The sequence below is a fragment of the Streptomyces changchenzhani genome (assembly GCF_039766235.1).
GTDB lineage: Bacteria > Actinomycetota > Actinomycetes > Streptomycetales > Streptomycetaceae > Streptomyces.
The window spans coordinates 572,561-587,867 of sequence record NZ_JBDHNH010000001.1 but is presented as its reverse complement, the minus strand read 5'-3'; the positions used below and the strand labels follow the sequence as shown (position 1 = coordinate 587,867).

Annotated in this window: 17 protein-coding genes; 4 read left to right on the top strand and 13 right to left on the bottom strand. The window is 71.1% G+C overall.

The annotated features are described in order from the left end of the window. On the bottom strand, window positions 1–1,017 hold the full coding sequence (locus ABCR94_RS02900) for an NAD-dependent epimerase/dehydratase family protein (RefSeq protein ID WP_347117356.1): 1,017 nt from the start codon (window positions 1,015–1,017) through the stop codon (window positions 1–3). Between the two features lie 377 nt (window positions 1,018–1,394). On the opposite strand from ABCR94_RS02900, the gene ABCR94_RS02895 reads away from it, so the two are divergent. Further along, window positions 1,395–2,384 carry a GNAT family N-acetyltransferase gene (locus ABCR94_RS02895; RefSeq protein ID WP_347117355.1) on the top strand — a complete coding sequence of 330 codons (990 nt, stop codon included), beginning with the start codon at window positions 1,395–1,397 and terminating at the stop codon, window positions 2,382–2,384. On the opposite strand, the gene ABCR94_RS02890 is transcribed toward ABCR94_RS02895, so the two are convergent. Next, the gene (locus ABCR94_RS02890) at window positions 2,320–3,330 is read right to left on the bottom strand and encodes a TauD/TfdA family dioxygenase (protein WP_347117354.1); all 1,011 of its coding nucleotides are present in this window, start codon (window positions 3,328–3,330) and stop codon (window positions 2,320–2,322) included. The two genes, ABCR94_RS02895 and ABCR94_RS02890, sit on opposite strands and share 65 nt — an antisense overlap. Before the next feature lie 39 nt (window positions 3,331–3,369). Further along, on the bottom strand, window positions 3,370–4,413 hold the full coding sequence (locus ABCR94_RS02885) for a 3-methyl-L-tyrosine peroxygenase-related protein (protein WP_347117353.1): 1,044 nt from the start codon (window positions 4,411–4,413) through the stop codon (window positions 3,370–3,372). Window positions 4,414–4,777: 364 nt separating this feature from the next. On the opposite strand from ABCR94_RS02885, the gene ABCR94_RS02880 reads away from it, so the two are divergent. Further along, complete coding sequence (locus tag ABCR94_RS02880; RefSeq protein ID WP_347117352.1) at window positions 4,778–5,899, top strand: DNA alkylation repair protein; 1,122 nt, start codon at window positions 4,778–4,780, stop codon at window positions 5,897–5,899. Window positions 5,900–5,912: 13 nt separating this feature from the next. Here ABCR94_RS02880 and ABCR94_RS02875 read toward each other — a convergent pair whose 3' ends face one another. The 8 genes from ABCR94_RS02875 to ABCR94_RS02840 all read right to left on the bottom strand — a co-directional run bounded on the left by ABCR94_RS02875 (window position 5,913) and on the right by ABCR94_RS02840 (window position 12,566). After that, complete coding sequence (locus ABCR94_RS02875; RefSeq protein WP_347117351.1) at window positions 5,913–7,121, bottom strand: putative hexosyltransferase; 1,209 nt, start codon at window positions 7,119–7,121, stop codon at window positions 5,913–5,915. A 239-nt stretch (window positions 7,122–7,360) separates the two neighbouring features. Then, a complete protein-coding gene (locus tag ABCR94_RS02870) occupies window positions 7,361–8,605 on the bottom strand; it encodes a cation:proton antiporter (protein ID WP_347117350.1) in 1,245 nt (414 codons plus the stop codon). 2 nt (window positions 8,606–8,607) lie between these two features. Continuing rightward, window positions 8,608–9,078 (bottom strand): cation:proton antiporter regulatory subunit, encoded by a 471-nt coding sequence (locus tag ABCR94_RS02865; protein ID WP_347117349.1) that lies wholly within the window; start codon window positions 9,076–9,078, stop codon window positions 8,608–8,610. A 210-nt stretch (window positions 9,079–9,288) separates the two neighbouring features. Then, entirely contained in the window at window positions 9,289–9,744 is a 456-nt protein-coding gene (locus tag ABCR94_RS02860) for a tellurite resistance TerB family protein (RefSeq protein ID WP_347117348.1), read from the bottom strand. A gap of 125 nt (window positions 9,745–9,869) precedes the next feature. Further along, window positions 9,870–10,040, bottom strand: coding sequence for a hypothetical protein (locus tag ABCR94_RS02855; protein WP_347117347.1), 171 nt, complete (start codon window positions 10,038–10,040; stop codon window positions 9,870–9,872). Window positions 10,041–10,174: 134 nt separating this feature from the next. Next, window positions 10,175–10,573, bottom strand: coding sequence for a hypothetical protein (locus tag ABCR94_RS02850; RefSeq protein ID WP_347117346.1), 399 nt, complete (start codon window positions 10,571–10,573; stop codon window positions 10,175–10,177). Window positions 10,574–10,745: 172 nt separating this feature from the next. Further along, complete coding sequence (locus ABCR94_RS02845; RefSeq protein ID WP_347117345.1) at window positions 10,746–11,477, bottom strand: class I SAM-dependent methyltransferase; 732 nt, start codon at window positions 11,475–11,477, stop codon at window positions 10,746–10,748. Between the two features lie 228 nt (window positions 11,478–11,705). Continuing rightward, window positions 11,706–12,566: a TauD/TfdA dioxygenase family protein gene (locus tag ABCR94_RS02840; RefSeq protein WP_347117344.1), complete on the bottom strand. Its 861-nt coding sequence runs from the start codon at window positions 12,564–12,566 to the stop codon at window positions 11,706–11,708. A gap of 216 nt (window positions 12,567–12,782) precedes the next feature. Here ABCR94_RS02840 and ABCR94_RS02835 point away from each other — a divergent pair, with 216 nt between their 5' ends. Next, on the top strand, window positions 12,783–13,007 hold the full coding sequence (locus ABCR94_RS02835) for a GMC oxidoreductase (protein WP_347117343.1): 225 nt from the start codon (window positions 12,783–12,785) through the stop codon (window positions 13,005–13,007). Between the two features lie 202 nt (window positions 13,008–13,209). On the opposite strand, the gene ABCR94_RS02830 is transcribed toward ABCR94_RS02835, so the two are convergent. Beyond that, a complete protein-coding gene (locus tag ABCR94_RS02830) occupies window positions 13,210–14,058 on the bottom strand; it encodes a GNAT family N-acetyltransferase (protein WP_347117342.1) in 849 nt (282 codons plus the stop codon). 163 nt (window positions 14,059–14,221) lie between these two features. On the opposite strand from ABCR94_RS02830, the gene ABCR94_RS02825 reads away from it, so the two are divergent. Continuing rightward, complete coding sequence (locus tag ABCR94_RS02825) at window positions 14,222–14,770, top strand: hypothetical protein (RefSeq protein WP_347117341.1); 549 nt, start codon at window positions 14,222–14,224, stop codon at window positions 14,768–14,770. A gap of 67 nt (window positions 14,771–14,837) precedes the next feature. On the opposite strand, the gene ABCR94_RS02820 is transcribed toward ABCR94_RS02825, so the two are convergent. Continuing rightward, window positions 14,838–15,104 carry a chloride channel protein gene (locus tag ABCR94_RS02820; RefSeq protein ID WP_347118434.1) on the bottom strand — a complete coding sequence of 89 codons (267 nt, stop codon included), beginning with the start codon at window positions 15,102–15,104 and terminating at the stop codon, window positions 14,838–14,840. Between the last annotated feature and the right edge of the window lie 203 nt (window positions 15,105–15,307).

The window sequence follows — 15,307 nt, the reverse complement described above, 5'->3', positions numbered from 1 at the left end:
TCAGCTCAGTGCAGCGAGGATCTTCTCCTCCTTCTCCCGAGAGATCCCGTGCTCGCCCCACCGCGGGTGATCAACGGGGCGCTCATCGCCGATCAGCCACCCCCAGGTATCCGCGATCGTCCGCGGCAGTGGTCGGCAACGCAGACCGGCTTCGACGGCCCGAGAAGCATCAACGGCCCAGACCCCGTTGCGCGTTCGCCACAGGGGGAGCTCCGTCCACTGCTTCACTCCATGACGGGTCAGGATCTCCGGGTCTGCCCAGCGGATCACGCCCACCCCGCCGCTCACCGTCAGGCACTCCTGCAAGAACGCCTCGAACGTGATCCCGGCCGGGTGGGCGATGTTGTACGCGCCGCTCCCGCCAGTCATCGCCTGCAAGAGCGCAAAGTCGGCGACATCGCGAACGTCCACAGGCTGAATCACCTGCTCGTGCGGCGCCGGCGCCAGGATGCGCCCGCCCCGCTCCGCGCGGCGTAGCCACCAGGGAAGCCGGCCGACATACTCGCCGGGGCCCAGGATCACGCCGGGCCGCAGGAGCACCGCCGCATCCCCGAACGCGTTGACCACAGCTCGCTCACCACCTGCCTTCTGGAAGCCGTAGGTGGTCGGCGAGCCGTCCTCTCCGGTGTACCCGAAACTGCTGTCGGCGTCGGCCGGGCAGTCCAGGATCGCCGAATCCTCCGTCAGGGCCTCATGGGGCCAGCCTTCGTACACCGACACCGTCGAGATGTGCACCCAGCGTCCGGTTACCGAACCGAGTTTCTGCACGCCAAGCTGTACGTCACGCGGCGGCAGCTCCGAACTGGAGGTGTCGATTACTGCGTCCCACGGACCGTGGCCGGCCAGCCGCCCCAGGTCCTCCGCTACCGTTCGATCTCCGTGGACGGGCTGCACACCGTCCGCGTCCCGTCCAGAACGCCCGCGATTGAACGTGGTTACCTCCCAGCCTTGGGCCAACGCCCGCTCCACAACGGCCTTGCCGAGGAACCACGTACCGCCCAGAACCAAAATCTTCATGGGCTGATCCTGCTCGTCACCGGGGCGCCTACGCCACCCTCGGCAGCGTGCGGATCGCAGGGGCGGACGGCATCGCCGAAGGACAGGGCGCCTGCGGCGCAAACGCGGGGCGCCCTGGTCAGCCTGTCTCGGACGGCGTCGTACGGCCAAGCGCAGTACCGGATCGACTGTCCTCGCGGGCGATCCGGTACTGCGCCCGTGGTCATGGAAGGGAGTCCATTGACCAGGGGTGTTCGCTAGGTCTCTTTGGTGAATCCACCCACGGGTACCTTCGACAGCGAGTCGTAGTGGGCGTCCCTTTTGGGCGGTCGTACACCGTGTCGGCGTGAGACTTCGGTGACCACCGGCCGCGTGGGGCGTCCGGGTAGCGTGCCGCCATGCGCTTCGAATGGGACTGGCTACAGCCCGTGATGCCCGTGCCATACGTGCCGACGCTCGGCCCCGTCCACCCCGACGCCCTCGCCGCGGGACTGTTCTCCGATGTGCTCGACGTGGCCGGCACCGGCCGCTTCCTCCCGTACGACAAGGATCAGCGGTGGGCGGACCGCAAGGACGAGACGGTCCTGCCCAACGGCATCGTCCACACCCGCCACCAGACGCTGATCCCCACCTGGTCCCAGCGCGGCGCGGGCAGTTTCACCGTGTACGTGTACGGCCCCGACCCCGACGGCCAGGCCGCCGAGACGGTGGCCAAGCTGGCCGCTGACCACGGTGCCGGGCGAGCTCGCGTAGTCACCTTCCATGGCCCGGACACCACCCCGCCCCCGGGCACGGCTCACACGCGCGTCCAGCTCCGTGTCTTCGGCCGGCCCAGCCCTGCGGACCAACCAGGCCCTGTGCGACCGGTAGACGGTCTTCCCGGGCCCGCGCGGGCGACGTTCGCTGGGTTCGCCGACCGGCTCACCGATGACGGCTTCGCGTTCCTGCACCGCCAGATGCAGGCCGGCGCGGTCGGCCCGGTCCTGGCGGTGACCGACGGCGGCCGGGTGGTCGGCGCGATCGGCCCCATGGAAACCATGACCGACTCCACCGGGGCATCGCGGCTCCTGCCGCAGTACTTCGGGGTTCTGCCCGAGCACCGAGGTCACGGCTACGGCCGAACCCTGTGGCGGGCCGCCATGCACTGGGGTACTACCCACGGCGCCGCCTACCAGCTGTTGCAGACCGAAACCGGCGGGGCCTCCGACCGGCTGTGCCAGGCCGAAGGGCTGCGCTCGCTCGGCTTCGTCCAGACCGTGCCTCGGTCGGCCTGGTCCCGGGCACCGCTGTGTAGCGCGGCTCCTGTCCCGCTCTTCAGGCTGGTCAGCGGGCGAGTATGTGGCCGTCGTGGGGGCGGTGGTCGCGGGAGCCGCGCAGGTCGGTGGTGACGTAGGTGCGTTGCAGCCAGCGGTCTGCTCCGTCGTAACGGGGGTGGAAGGCCGTGCGGCCGTGGACGGTGACGCGGTTGTCGATGATGACCAGGTCGCCGGGTGTCAGGCGCAGGGTGCGGGCGGTCGCGTCGCAGGCGCGGCCGAATTCGGTCAGCGCCGCGGTGGCCCGAGGGGTGAGCGGGGTGGTGACGAGTTGGGCCATGCGTATGTCGGGATCCTCGACCGCTCCCGACAGCACCGGTCGGGGCTTGACATCGGGCTCGCTCGCGGCAGTGGCGGGGCCGAAGGAGGGTGGTGGTGTGGTGATGAACTCCGGTGCGAACAGGGCCTGGCGGCCGGCTGGGGTGAGAAGCGGCAGTGCTTGGCGGATGCCGGCGACGCGCATGCCGGCGATCTGGTCGTGGTCGGCGCGCAGGCACAGGAAGATCACGTAGTCGGGTGGGTGGGGGTGGAAGCCGTTCTCGGTGTGGAAGGACAGCGGCACCGATCCGGCGTTGCCGTGGAAGGTCTCCTGCCCGGGCACGGGCACGACGTCCTGCACGAGGGCACCGGATTTCTCCGCCAGGTAAGCGAGAGGCTCGCCGAGCCCGCAGGCCACCATGGTGAGCACCGCGGCCGAGATGGTGGCCTGGCGCTGGACCGAGCCGGGTACGGTCGGTGTCGCGGGCAGGGCCGCCTGATCGACGGGCAGGCCGCCGATCACCAATGTGCCGTGCGGGCCGGAGTGCCTTCGAAACCGGCGCACCCCACGGCGCAGCGGGAACGGAAGGTCCTCCCAGGCGTCCCGGGCTCCTGCCACCCACTCGGGGTTGTCGACCTGGTCGTGCCCGCCGGTGCACAGGGTGCGGGCCAGCCGCTCGCACGCGCCGGCATCGGCCGGGTCAAGTGCCCAGTCGGCGGCGACGGCAGAGCTTTGGGTGGTGCCGGGCATCGTCTCGGGCATCAGGGTCTCCTGCCGGGGGTGGGCGGCGGACGCACGGACTCACGAGTGGCGCAGGCCGGCCACGGCGTCGGCGATGTAGTGGTCCCCGAACCGGATCAGGGAGGCGTACTGGGCCGCGCGGCGATGGCGCATGAGCCGTAGTTCGGCGACGGCGTTGTCGGGGCCTTCAGATTTCTGAGCGATGGAACGACGCAGATGCACCATCGAGTACGCCAGGGTGACGTGCCGTTCACCGTCCACGATGTCGGCTTCCAGGAGAGCGGCCCGTGCCTCGGCCAGCTCCGGGGCGCGGGCCGCCAGGTGCTCGTAGGAGTCGGGAAGCACCGACAGCAGGTCCTTCATTGCCGCCCGGAACAGCTTGTATCCGCGATGCTGGCGCCCGCTCAACGGGACGTCCACCGACGGAGGCGCCATGGTGTGGCGTATCGCCGCCATGTAGTAGTCGGCCGGGACCGTACTGGCGTGGATCATGGCCGCCGGGAAGCCCCGCACGTACACCGTCGCATCTGCCAGCCGCAGCAGAGCGGCATCGCCGTCACCGTGCCGCAGATGGCGGGTGGCGTCGGCCACGGCGACCGCGGCGCAGACGTTGAACAGGACATGGACCTGGTGCCCGATGAGCCACCGAGCACTCCACACACTCTCCAACGACGACCCCGCAGCAGGCTCGGGGACGGCCACCGGCGGTACGGAGTCAGGGGCGGCGCCCGGCGCTGCGCCGGTGAGGTCGAGCACCGACTGCCGCATCCCGGCCGCCTCCAGCGCCAGGTCGGCACCCGACAGTGGAGCCTCACACAGATCTTCCAGACCGCGGTGGACGACCAGGACACCGTGCAGGGCGGCCTGCTGATCCGACAGCTCCACCTCACGGACCCGGAAGAAGGACTGACTGGTCGACTCCGCCGGCAGTCCCTCACCGGCCACGGCCGGAGCCAGAGCCGACAGCGCGGCCACCAACTCACCAGCAACCGCGGCGGCCTGCCGCAGCGCGACGGTCCGCTCGACAGGTCTGGCATGGGTCGCCAACCCGGCCAGCACGCGCGCGGTGCGCTTCGCCTCAGCATCGACCCGCGGGCCCAGCACCGGGACGGACCGCCCGCCTCGGGGCTCACGGAAAACAGCGACAGCAGGATGACCGGCAACCGGTGATAAGCCCATGGTCGAAGTACTTCGCCAAGAAGACTCCACACGAAACCTGATCTGCAAGACCATTCCTGTGCGGTGCACCGGAGTTGGCCGGGGGAGGTCAGCGGCGGCGGGCCCGGCATCCCCCGCGACCCCCGCGATCGTGGTTACCTCCACCTCCTGGACGGCTCAGCCGTTGACCTCCCTGGGTGTGACACCTCCAGGAACCCACGGCCTTCGCCCCCGGCCGTCACCTGGTGCAAGCTCGGCAGTACGCCCGCCCCGCATGCGCCCGCAGTCGTCAACGAATTCCGGAGCCCCCATGCCCTTCGCCGACCAACTCATCGGCCCCGCCACCGCGGACACCCTGCTCCACGCGCTGCGGTCCGTCGCGCCCAAGGCCAAGTTCCCGGCGCTGCGGTCCGCCGCCCGTAGCCTCGGGCCGCTGCCCTTGCGGGAGCGGTCGGACCTGCTCCGGGACGCGCTTCTGGAGGACCTGCCCGGGTCGTACGCCGACTTCGCCGCCACCGTCCGGGCCGCCGCGCTCGGCGAGCCCTCGTTCACCGGGTGGCTGATCTGGCCGGTGACCAGCGCCGTCGCGCACAAGGGCATCGGCGAGGGGACCGACGCGGCCTTCGATGACGCGCTCGACCTGCTCGCCGAGCTGACCGGGCGGCTCACCTCCGAGTTCGCCCTGCGGCCCCTGCTGCGCCACGATCACCGGCGTGCCCTGAAGCGGGTCGGCGGGTGGACCCGGCATGCGGACCACGACGTACGTCGGCTCGCGAGTGAGGGGACGCGGCCGTTCCTGCCCTGGGCCACACGGGTGCCCGCGCTGCTGGCCGAGCCGCGTGCCACCCTGCCGATCCTCGACGACCTCTACCGCGACACCAGCGAATACGTACGCCGTTCCGTGGCCAACCACCTCAACGACCTCAGCAGGAACCACCCCGACCTCGTCGTCGAGACCGCCGGGGCCTGGCTCGCCGCCCCGGACGAGAACACCTCGCGTCTCGTCCGGCACGCGTTGCGCTCGCTGATCAAGCAGGGGAACCCCGGTGCGCTCGCGTTGATGGGGTTCGCGCCGGACCCGGCTCTCGACATCAGCGGGCCCACCCTGGCCGAGGATGTCGTTCCGTACGGGGGCACTCTTCACTTCACCGCGAATGTCACCAACACCGCTGCGCAGCCTGTGCAGTTGGCCATTGATTACGTCGTCCACCATCTGCGCGCGAACGGGCAGCAGAGCACCAAGACCTTCAAGCTCGCCACCAAATCGCTGGGTGCGGACGAGACCCTCGACATCTCCCGCGCCCACTCGTTCCGCGAGGTCACCACTCGCCGCTACTACCCCGGCGAGCACGCGGTCGAGCTCCAGATCAACGGCACCCGACACGGCCATGTCACCTTCGACCTCCAGGCACCCGGCGCCGTACGCGCGTAACCACGGCGCGCTCCTACGGCGGGCCCGACCCCAGCAGCGTGATCGTCCCGTACGCGCCCGACGCCACCGCGAGCGCGGCCAGGGTCCAGCGGGCCCGTACCGGGCGCCAACGGGCGAGGGCCACCGCCGCCGGGAGCAGTAGGGGGAACGCGGGCATCATCAGGCGGGGGCGGGAGCCGAAGTAGGCGGCGCCGATGAGGGAGAGCATGACCAGGGCGATCGTGTAGGCGAGGACCGGCAGGGGCTGGCGCTGGCGTACGCACAGCCACACCACCCAGGCCAGCAGCGCCATCGCCGCGCAGAGGCCGAGGCCGGCCAGGGGCACAGGGCCGGTGAGGTTCTTCCAGAGGAAGCCCGCCAGCGCCGCCCCGCCGTCGATGTGGTTGCCCCAGTCGCCCTGGATGGTGAAGTACGCGAAGGGGTCCTGTCGGCGGATGCCGACGAACGCTACGTATCCGAGCCAGCCCAACGGGGCCAGCAGCGTGCCCGCGATCATGCGCCACCGCAGGCGCAGGACCTGGCCGAGGGGCGCCGGTGCGCGGAGGTCCCGTACCAGCGTCACCACCGCCGTGATGCCGAGCGCGGCGATCAGGGCCGCCGCCGAGGGGCGGGTGAGACCGGCCACCGTCGCGAGGGTTCCGGCGATGATCCACCGGTCGGTGAGGGCGCAGTAGAGCAGCCAGGCCGCGGCGGCGGTGAACAGGGTTTCCGTGTACGCCATGGACTGGACGAAGGCGGTCGGGTACACCCCCCACAGCACCGCCAGGATCACCCCGGTGCGGTGGTCGCGCAGCCGGGCGCCGACCGCGTAGATGCCCCAGGCCGCGACCAGGGACGCCGTCCAGGCGACGGTCAGCCCGGCGGTCGCGAGGCCGATGTGCAGGGCTTCGGACAGGCCCCGCTCCAGGGCCGGCAGGAGCGGGAAGAACGCCAGGTCGGCATGGACGCTGCCGTCGGGCAGGCGGACCTCGTAGCCGTACCAGTCGGCCGCGACCCGCTGGTACCAGACCGAATCCCACCGGTTGCTCAGGAGGTGGAGCGCGTCCTTGCCGGTCAGATGTGTCGCTACGGCGAGGATCAGCATCCCGGTCAGCCGGGCCGCCGCGTACCAGAGGAGGGCGGGGGCGGCGGCCCTCAGGGCCTTGCGTGCTCGGTCCCGCCCGGACGTCGTCGAAGGCGCCGGGAGGCCGGCCGTTCGGTCGGGGGCCAAGTGTTCGGACATGCCGGAACCCTAAGGGCTGAGGGCGCCGAACCAGCCCCCGACCTCGGGTTTCGTACGCCAGTGACGTGGACCGTGAGGTGGTCCGTGCGGTGGCTCGCGAGGTCGCCCGGGTGCGCGCTCCGCACACGAATGCAGACCCCCGGTGCCCGATATGTGCGTACCGAACCGGAGGCCTGCAACGTCAACCATACGCACAACCACCGGACTTGGATAACCCCGTAAACCGGCCCCGTGGCTGACTAGGCGCCCTGCTGCGGCCCGCTCGTCGAGGTCGTCGGAGTGATCTCCTCATGACCGGCGGGCGGCGGTGTTCCGGCGGGTGCCGGCTTCGCCCTGCCGCCGCGCATCCGCGTCACCAGCGGCTCCGTCCAGCGCGCTGCGAGCGGCCCCAGGATGACCAGGATGAGCACGTACGCCGTGGCCAGGGGGCCGATGCGGGGTTCGACGGCCACCGCGAGGCCCGCGATGACGATCGAGAATTCGCCGCGCGCCACGAGCGCCCCGCCCGCGCGCAGCCGGCCGCGCGAGCCGATGCCGGCCCGGCGGGCCGCGTACCAGCCGGTCAGGATCTTGGTGAAGGTGGTGACGACCGCCAGGAGCAGGGCGGGCAGCAGGACCGGCGGGATGTCGGCCGGGTCGGTGGACAGGCCGAAGAAGACGAAGAAGACGGCTGCGAACAGGTCCCGCAGCGGCGTCAGCAGCTTGCGCGCGCCCTCCGCGACCTCGCCGGACAGGGCGATGCCCACCAGGAACGCGCCCACCGCCGCCGACACCTGGAGCTGCTGGGCGACACCGGCCACCAGCACGGTCAGACCGAGTACGACGAGGAGCAGCATCTCGGGGTTGTCGGAGGAGACCGCCCGGCTGATCAGGCGGCCGTGCCGCAGGGCGACGTACAGGACCAGGCCGACCGCGCCGAGGGAGATGAGCAGTGCCACGCTGCCGCCCGCCAGGCCGACGCCCGCGAGGAGCGCGGTGAGCAGGGGGAGGTACACCGCCATGGAGAGGTCTTCCATGACGAGGACGCCCAGGACCACCGGGGTCTCACGGTTGCCGAGGCGGCCGAGGTCGGTGAGGACCTTCGCGATGACGCCGGACGAGGAGATCCAGGTGACGCCGGCCAGTGCGACGGCGCCGACCGGGCCCCAGCCGAGGATCAGGGCGGCGACGGCGCCGGGGGTGGCGTTGAGCACGAAGTCGACCGCGCCCGACGGGTATTGCGTCCTGAGGCTGGTGACCAGCTCGGACGCGCTGTACTCCAGGCCGAGCAGAAGCAGCAGCAGGATGACGCCGATCTCCGCGCCGACGGCGACGAAGTCCTCGCTCGCGGCGAGCGGCAGCAGCCCGCCGTGCCCGAAGGCGAGTCCGGCCAGCAGGTAGAGCGGGATGGGGGAGAGGCCCACCCGGCCGGCCAGCCTGCCTATCAGCCCCAGGGCGAGGATGACCGAGCCGAGCTCGATCAGCAGCGTCGTGCTGTCGTGCACCGTCAGCCTCCCGCGATGATCTCGGCGAGGGCGTCGACGCCCTCGCGGGTGCCCACGACGACCAGGGTGTCCCCGATGGCCAGCCGGAAGTCGGGGCCCGGCGACGGCTGCGCGACGGTCCGCCGCAGCACGGCGACGATCGAGGCGCCGGTACGGGTGCGCGCCTTGGTGTCCCCGAGGACCCCTCCGGCGTACGGCGACTTGCTGCCGAGCTGGATGTGCTCGGTCACCAGGTCGATGCCGTCCGTGCGTACGGCGTCGATGGGCGCGGTGTCGATGAGGTGCGCCAGCGCGGTGGCCTCTTCGGGCGACAGCGGTACGGAGAGCTTGCACGCGTCCGGGTCGTCGCGGTCGTAGAAGCCGATGAAGCGCCGGCCGTCGTGGTGCACGACGACGGAGATGTGCTGCCCGCCGTCGGTAATGAAGTCGTACTGCGTGCCGACGCCCGGCAACGTGGTGCGGCGCGTACCCATGGACTGCCTCCCGGCTCACCCGGCCTTGGGACATGCGGCTTTCCGGGCGCGGCGGCCGAAAACGCACAAACCGACCGGCTTCTTTGCGTATCCGTTACCGTACTCCGCGCCTGTGGGGGCGGCTCCAGGGTGCTTTCGGCCGGTGAGGGGCCGGCCGGAACCGGGCGGTGGCGCGGCGGGAGGGCCGGGCGCCACCGCCCCCGGCCTTGCCTAGAGGTCGAACTCGTGCGGCGGCAGGTCCAGCGTGAAACAGGCCTCCCGTACGAGCGCCTGCTCGGTCTTGTCGAAGTCGCCGTCGGCGCCGCCGATGATGATGCCGATCTGGATGACCGCGCGGGCCTCGGCGGGCTTCTTCTTCGCCTTGGCGACGTCCTGGAGGACGCTGACCTTTCCGAACGCGAAGTCGGCGGTGAGCTTGTCCAGGTAAGCGTTGAAGCGACGCTGCAGGTCGTCGGCCGGGAAGTTCTTCAACACGTCGTTGGTGGCGATGAGTTGAGCGACGCGCTGGCGCTCGGCTGCGTCGATGGTGCCGTCGGCGGCGGCGACCAGGGCGCACATGGCCATGCTCGCGTCACGGAACGAGCCGCTCTTGAGGTCGTTCTTCTTCGCTTCGAGCTGGGTCTGCATCGTCGCGGCGGATTCCTTGAAGCGGTCCCACAGGGCCATGAAGCTCAACTCCGTATGTGTGCAGGCGTTTGTGTGCAGGCGTATGTGTGGTGGCTGTCCGCGCCGCACGTGGCCCGGCGCGGACAGCGCTTACTTCTACTACTTCTACAGCTATGTAGAAACTATCAGTCGCGGTTTCCGGTCGCGGTCGCGTCGCAGGCCGGCGGTCCCTCCGGGGTCGCGTCGCCGTCGTCGCGGGGGCGCCGCTCGCCGGGCTTGTCCGGGACGGGCTCGTGGGAGCGGGCCACTTCGGCGCGCACCATGGCGTTCAGGGCGGCGTACGGGTCGATGGGCATACGGAACTTCCTTCGCTGCGTACGGTCGGGGGGCGTTGCCGTGACGGCCGACCGCGGCACGCGGGGGCGTGTCCGTGCGGGGCCGTGGTGGCTTTCGGCACGCGCGGGGGCGTGCGAGGGCGTGCCGGGCCCGCTCAGCAGCGAAGGACCACGCAGTGCAGGACCGTGCGGTGAAGGACCGCACACCGGGCGGTGCGCGGCGGTACGGGAGCCGGGCCGGTGGTGGCGCGGACGGACGACCCCGATGGCGTACGTGGACAGGGGCGCGCGGCGTTGCGTACCCGTGCCCGCACCTTCCGGCTCCTGGCGCTCCCGCCCGGCGCCCGCAGTTCACTGTCGGCGGTGTCCAACGGCTGGCTCTCCCCCGCCCCGCCGCCGCCCACACCCTCGGCGGCGGACAGCGTCCTCGCCTCCACCGCTCCGGCGCCGGACCCGCCCGCGGACAGCGCCATGGCGAAGACCGCGGTGAGCACCAGCAGCGCCATCAGCACGCCCCGGCGCACCGCGCGCGGGACGGGGCGCGTGGCAGGCATGAGCCACTCGTCCCCCGGGTGCGCGGGTTCGTAGCCGTACTCCGGGCAAGTCCCCTCCACCGGGTTACCCGGAACGTCGCACGTGCCGCACGTGCCGCAGGCGCCGCACCGGTCGGGGGCGGGCTTGGGCGGGCTTGGGCGGGTCAACGCGTGGCGGGTCGACCGAGTTGACTCAGCGGGTCAGGACCAGCAGGTCGATGTGGTCCAGGACCGGAGTCTCCGGGGCGGCGCCGCGCAGGCGGCACAGGCCGCGGGCGTACTCCTCGTCGCTCAGCCCGCGCAGCAGGGCGTTGCTGCCGCGTCGTAACCCGCCGGTGAAGTGCGCGAGGTCGGCGGCGGCCCACTCGGCGACCGGGTGCAGCGCGCGGTCCCGGAATCCGGCCGCGGCGAAGGCGGCGCGGGTGCGCTCCAGGGTCGGGTAGGCGTTGATGACCCGCCTGCACTCGGGGAAGAACCGCACCAGCGGGCGCCGTGCGCAGCGTTCGGGGAAGACTTCGCGGATCAGCAGGGGTGCGCCGGGGCGCATGGTGCGGTGCAGCTCCCGGGCCAGCGTGCCGAGGTCGCGGGTCCGGTGGGTGATGCGGGAGAGCCAGGCGAGGTCGGCGCAGGCGGCCGGGAGAGGGAGGGCTTCGGGGTGGCCGTCGATGACGCGGATACGCGGGTGGAGGGGGACTTCGGCGCGGCCCGCGGCGGAGGGTTCCACGGCGAGGATGCCGACGGGGGAATCGCCGGGGGAGCCGCCGGGGGTACCGGCGGGGGGATCGAACCAGTCGGCGAACGCGGTGGCGAATACGCCGGTGCCCGCGCCGACGTCGAGCAGCGTGACGGGGCCTTCGGGCAGGTGGCGGCTGACGGGCTCGCGCCAGGCGAGGACATGGTTCGCGGCTGCTCTGGTGCGGTGCATCGGGTTCAGGTTCCTCTCGGTCGGAGGCAGGGAGGGCGCGGGGGCGGTCCCGTGCGCCGCCGGTGGGGGCATCGGCGGGCGCCGGTCCCGGCGGCGCGGTGGGATCGGCACCCGGCGCCACGGCCGGCTCGCGGCGGAGCGATCGGCTCGCGGCAGCACGGCAGCACGGCAGCACGGCAGCACGTCGGCTCGCGGTGGTGCGGCGGTGCGGTGGTCGGCCGATCCGGCTCATCTGCCCGCGGTGGCGCCGAGGTGCCGGGCGAACCGGGGGCGGCAGCCGGACGTGGTGGTGCGGTGCAGGACGCGGGCCAGGCCGGGGGGCAAGTCGTCGGCACGGTGCATGACCCGGGCGTTGTCCCAGATGAGCAGGTCACCGGCCTGCCATCGGTGACGGTGAACAAAACGCTCTTCCGTGGCATACGCGTTGAGCTTTTCCAACGGAATTCCGATGACGGCGCCATCGGGCGCTTCAATGTCCGTGACGCACAACTCATTGAGATAAAAGGCCGGATCTCCGCTTTCCGGATGAACTCGCACCAGCGGATGACGTACAGCCGGAAATTTATCGGCGTACCCCGATTGGACGGGTCGCCGATGGATCACGGAACGCAGGAGGGCGATCCTGTCGTACGTGTGCACTCCCGCGGCGGTGCACAGCGATTCCCGCCAGGCCGGCGGAGCCTGCGCGTAGGCCCCGGTCATGTCGGCGAACAGCGTGTCGCCACCGCGGTCCGGCACCACGGTGGCGCGCAGAAGCGTGTAGCGCGTCGGGCGGGTCAGGAACGAACGGTCCGAATGCCAGCACTGGTTGCCCACCACCGGCGTTTCCCGGGAGTTGTCCACGACGAGGATGTTGTCGCTGTCCGCGTGCTGGTTGAGCAGGTCGGTGACGGACTCGGGCTGACCCAGGAAGCGGGTCAGCGCGAGGTGTTCCGCCGGATCGAGCTCCAGACCACGGATCACCAGAACCGCGTGGGCCGCAAGGGCTTTCTGCAAGTAATGGCCACCGCGCTCGCTGAGAAGATCACGCGGAGTGCCGGATATTTCGGCCACGAACTTCTTCCGTAATGCTGAAACATTCAACGACATATTTCCCCCCTTGCGCGTCGGGAGAAAGGTAGCGTCGTTTTCAGTACCCGTCAGGAGCGCCTTTCGGACTCTCAGAAATGCGCTCGCAACGGCCGTTCGGCCGTTCGGCACGGGCTTGTCGGCGTTTACGTTCGTCAGCGTTTACGGGCGAGAGTGACTCCGTCGGCCATGGGAAGCATGGACAGGTCGACCCGCCGGTCGCCGAGCAGCCGCTCGTTGACCTCGCGCACGCTCCGCCTGGCCGGCACCGACCCCGACCTCCCGCCACGACTGGAACTTGGCCTGCTTGAACACCCGTTGGACCGGCGGAAGATGGCGGAGGCGGTGGCGCTGGGCCGGGAACTGGCCGCCACCGCGCCGCTGAGGGCCCTCGGCCTGCGGGAGATCGCCCCGGGACCCGACCTCAGGACCCCCGCGGAACTGGCCACGTACCTGAACTGATCGCGGCCCGCTTCGACCGACGCCGCTGAGCAGCGCGCCCGGTCGCTTCGACGGGGACGGCTGGGCGGCGCGCCCGCGCTTACGCCAATGCCAACGCCCGCGCACGCAGGGGGAAGTGCCGCTCACCCACGGGGAAGTGGGGCGAACATGCCGCGCCCCGAGTGGCCGGGCGGGAGCACCAGGTCCTGAAGTCGCCCCGCAGCTATCCCAGTTCGAGACTGGTGACGCCGAACAGGCCAGCCCGGTCGATCTCCGGAGCCGGCCCCGTGTACATGCGAGCGGTCTCGAACGACGGCGCCAGGCCGAGCCTTTCCACCAGTCGCACCGCCGCCGTATTGACGTCGGGCACGTCGATCGCCACCGGCTCGCCGGGCGTGGTCGCCGCGAGCGCGCCCACCAGAGCGGCGGCCACCTCGGGGGAGGCCGCGTAGAGCGGCCCGATGCGCGAGGCCGCGGCGCAGTCACGCCGCACGGCGAAGCCCCGCAGCTCTCCGTCGTGCAGCGCGGCCAGGGCGGTGCGTCGCGGTGCGGTGATCCAGGACGCCAGGAAACCGTCCCGCGCGGTCGGGAAGAAGCGGCGGTCGTACGCGGCGAGCCGGTCGAAGGGCAGCGTGCGGGCGTCGACCAGGGTGACCCCGTCCGGCAGTGCGACGTCGCCGGTCGGCGTGCCTTCGTATCGGATGTTGTTCCAGGCCGAATTAAATCCGGATTTACGGTAGTTGGGCTGCTGGTCGATCACACCGTCGAGCCCGACATTGCGCCCCGCGAGCCGCTCCGTGCCCGCCCGCCAGAGCTGGATGCCATAGCCCCGGCCGCGCAGGGGCGGGCGGATGATGTAGAAACCCAGGAAGCCGAAGGCGGCGCCGTAACGTACGACCGAGATGCACCCGGCGGGCTCGCCGTCGAGGCGTCCGATCAGGAAGCCCTGCGGGTCGGTGGCGAAGAACGCGGGGCCGTCGGCATGCCCCGGATTCCAGCCCTCGGCGTCGGCCCAGTCTCGCAGCAGGCCCATGTCGTCGGCGCTTGCGACGGTGATGTCGAACGTTGGCACTTCCCACTCCAGGGTGTCGGGGCTCTCGGCCCCTGGTCACTACCCACTTCCGCGACGCGCCCACCGGCTCGCGCGCCAGGTTGCTCCTGATCGCCACTGATCGCTCCTGATTGCGCCACGCCGGGCGTCGACTCCCTGCGACTGCCTGCGACTGCCAGCCGAGGTGATCACCGCGTGGAAGGCCCGTCTGGTCACGAAGATCGTCCGAAAGCGCCTGCCGAACGGCTCCTTCCGCGAGGCCACAGAGCCACGCAGGAACGCGATCGCCATCAAAGGCCAGGTGTGGGCTCTCTACTTGGACCTGGCGGAGTGGGCGGTGGAGGATCCCGGCCAGTGGGTCGCTTGGGTCGCGCCCTGCCCGATCAGCGAAGCTGAGTGCTCGAACAAGAAGGCCTGGCGGCAGCTCCCGGACGGACGAGAGCCCCGTGCCGGTCGCGCTGGTGGCGTACGGACGGACCGGCTTGGTGGCGCCGGGCCGGAAGATCGCCACCTGGGCGCCGGTGGCCTGCGCGATCAGTCCGTTCGGCGCGATGTCGGCGTGCTGCCCCGAGGGGTACGCGCCCGCGGCGGCGAACTTCCCGTCCGCGTAAGCGTTCCGCTGCGCGCCGTTGACCAGCACCTGCGGGGCGCCGGGCGCGAGGTCGATGTCCCCGATGGGGCCGGTCAGCGTGTAGTTCCCGACCCGCTTCCCGCGGCGGCCAACAAGGGGTGACCGGCTCCGCTCGAATGGGCTACGAGGACCCCGGCCGACTCCCGGGCGGGGTCCTCGCCGACGTTCGCTACGCCATGGCCGACCCGGCAGGCAGCCGCTCGCTGACGATGAAGGCGATCACCGCCGCCAGGATCACGATGGGCATCATGGCGGAGCTGCCGAGCAGCAGGATCACGAGCACCACGCTGCTCACCGGCAGCCGCAGCGTGGTGGCCGCGGCCGCCGCCATGCCCGCCGCCATGGTTGTTCCCGGACGAGGAAGGCGACATGACGTTCCCGGGTACGTTTCCCGCCGGCCGGCAGGGCGGAGCGGGGAGTTGAGCCGGTGACGGATCAGCCAGAGTTATTAGGGCTGCGGGACCGGTTCCGTCACGACGGCCTGCGCGGGCGGATTCCGACCCACTCTTACACCCGTTTTCGCCTGATGTCATGGGTTGTCGGATGTCCGTCCGGCCGCTCCCGGTGCCAACTACCGTGAGCAGCCGAATCTCGCCATCAGGGAGCTCCTGCGTATGCACGGTGAGTTCGGATGGGGTG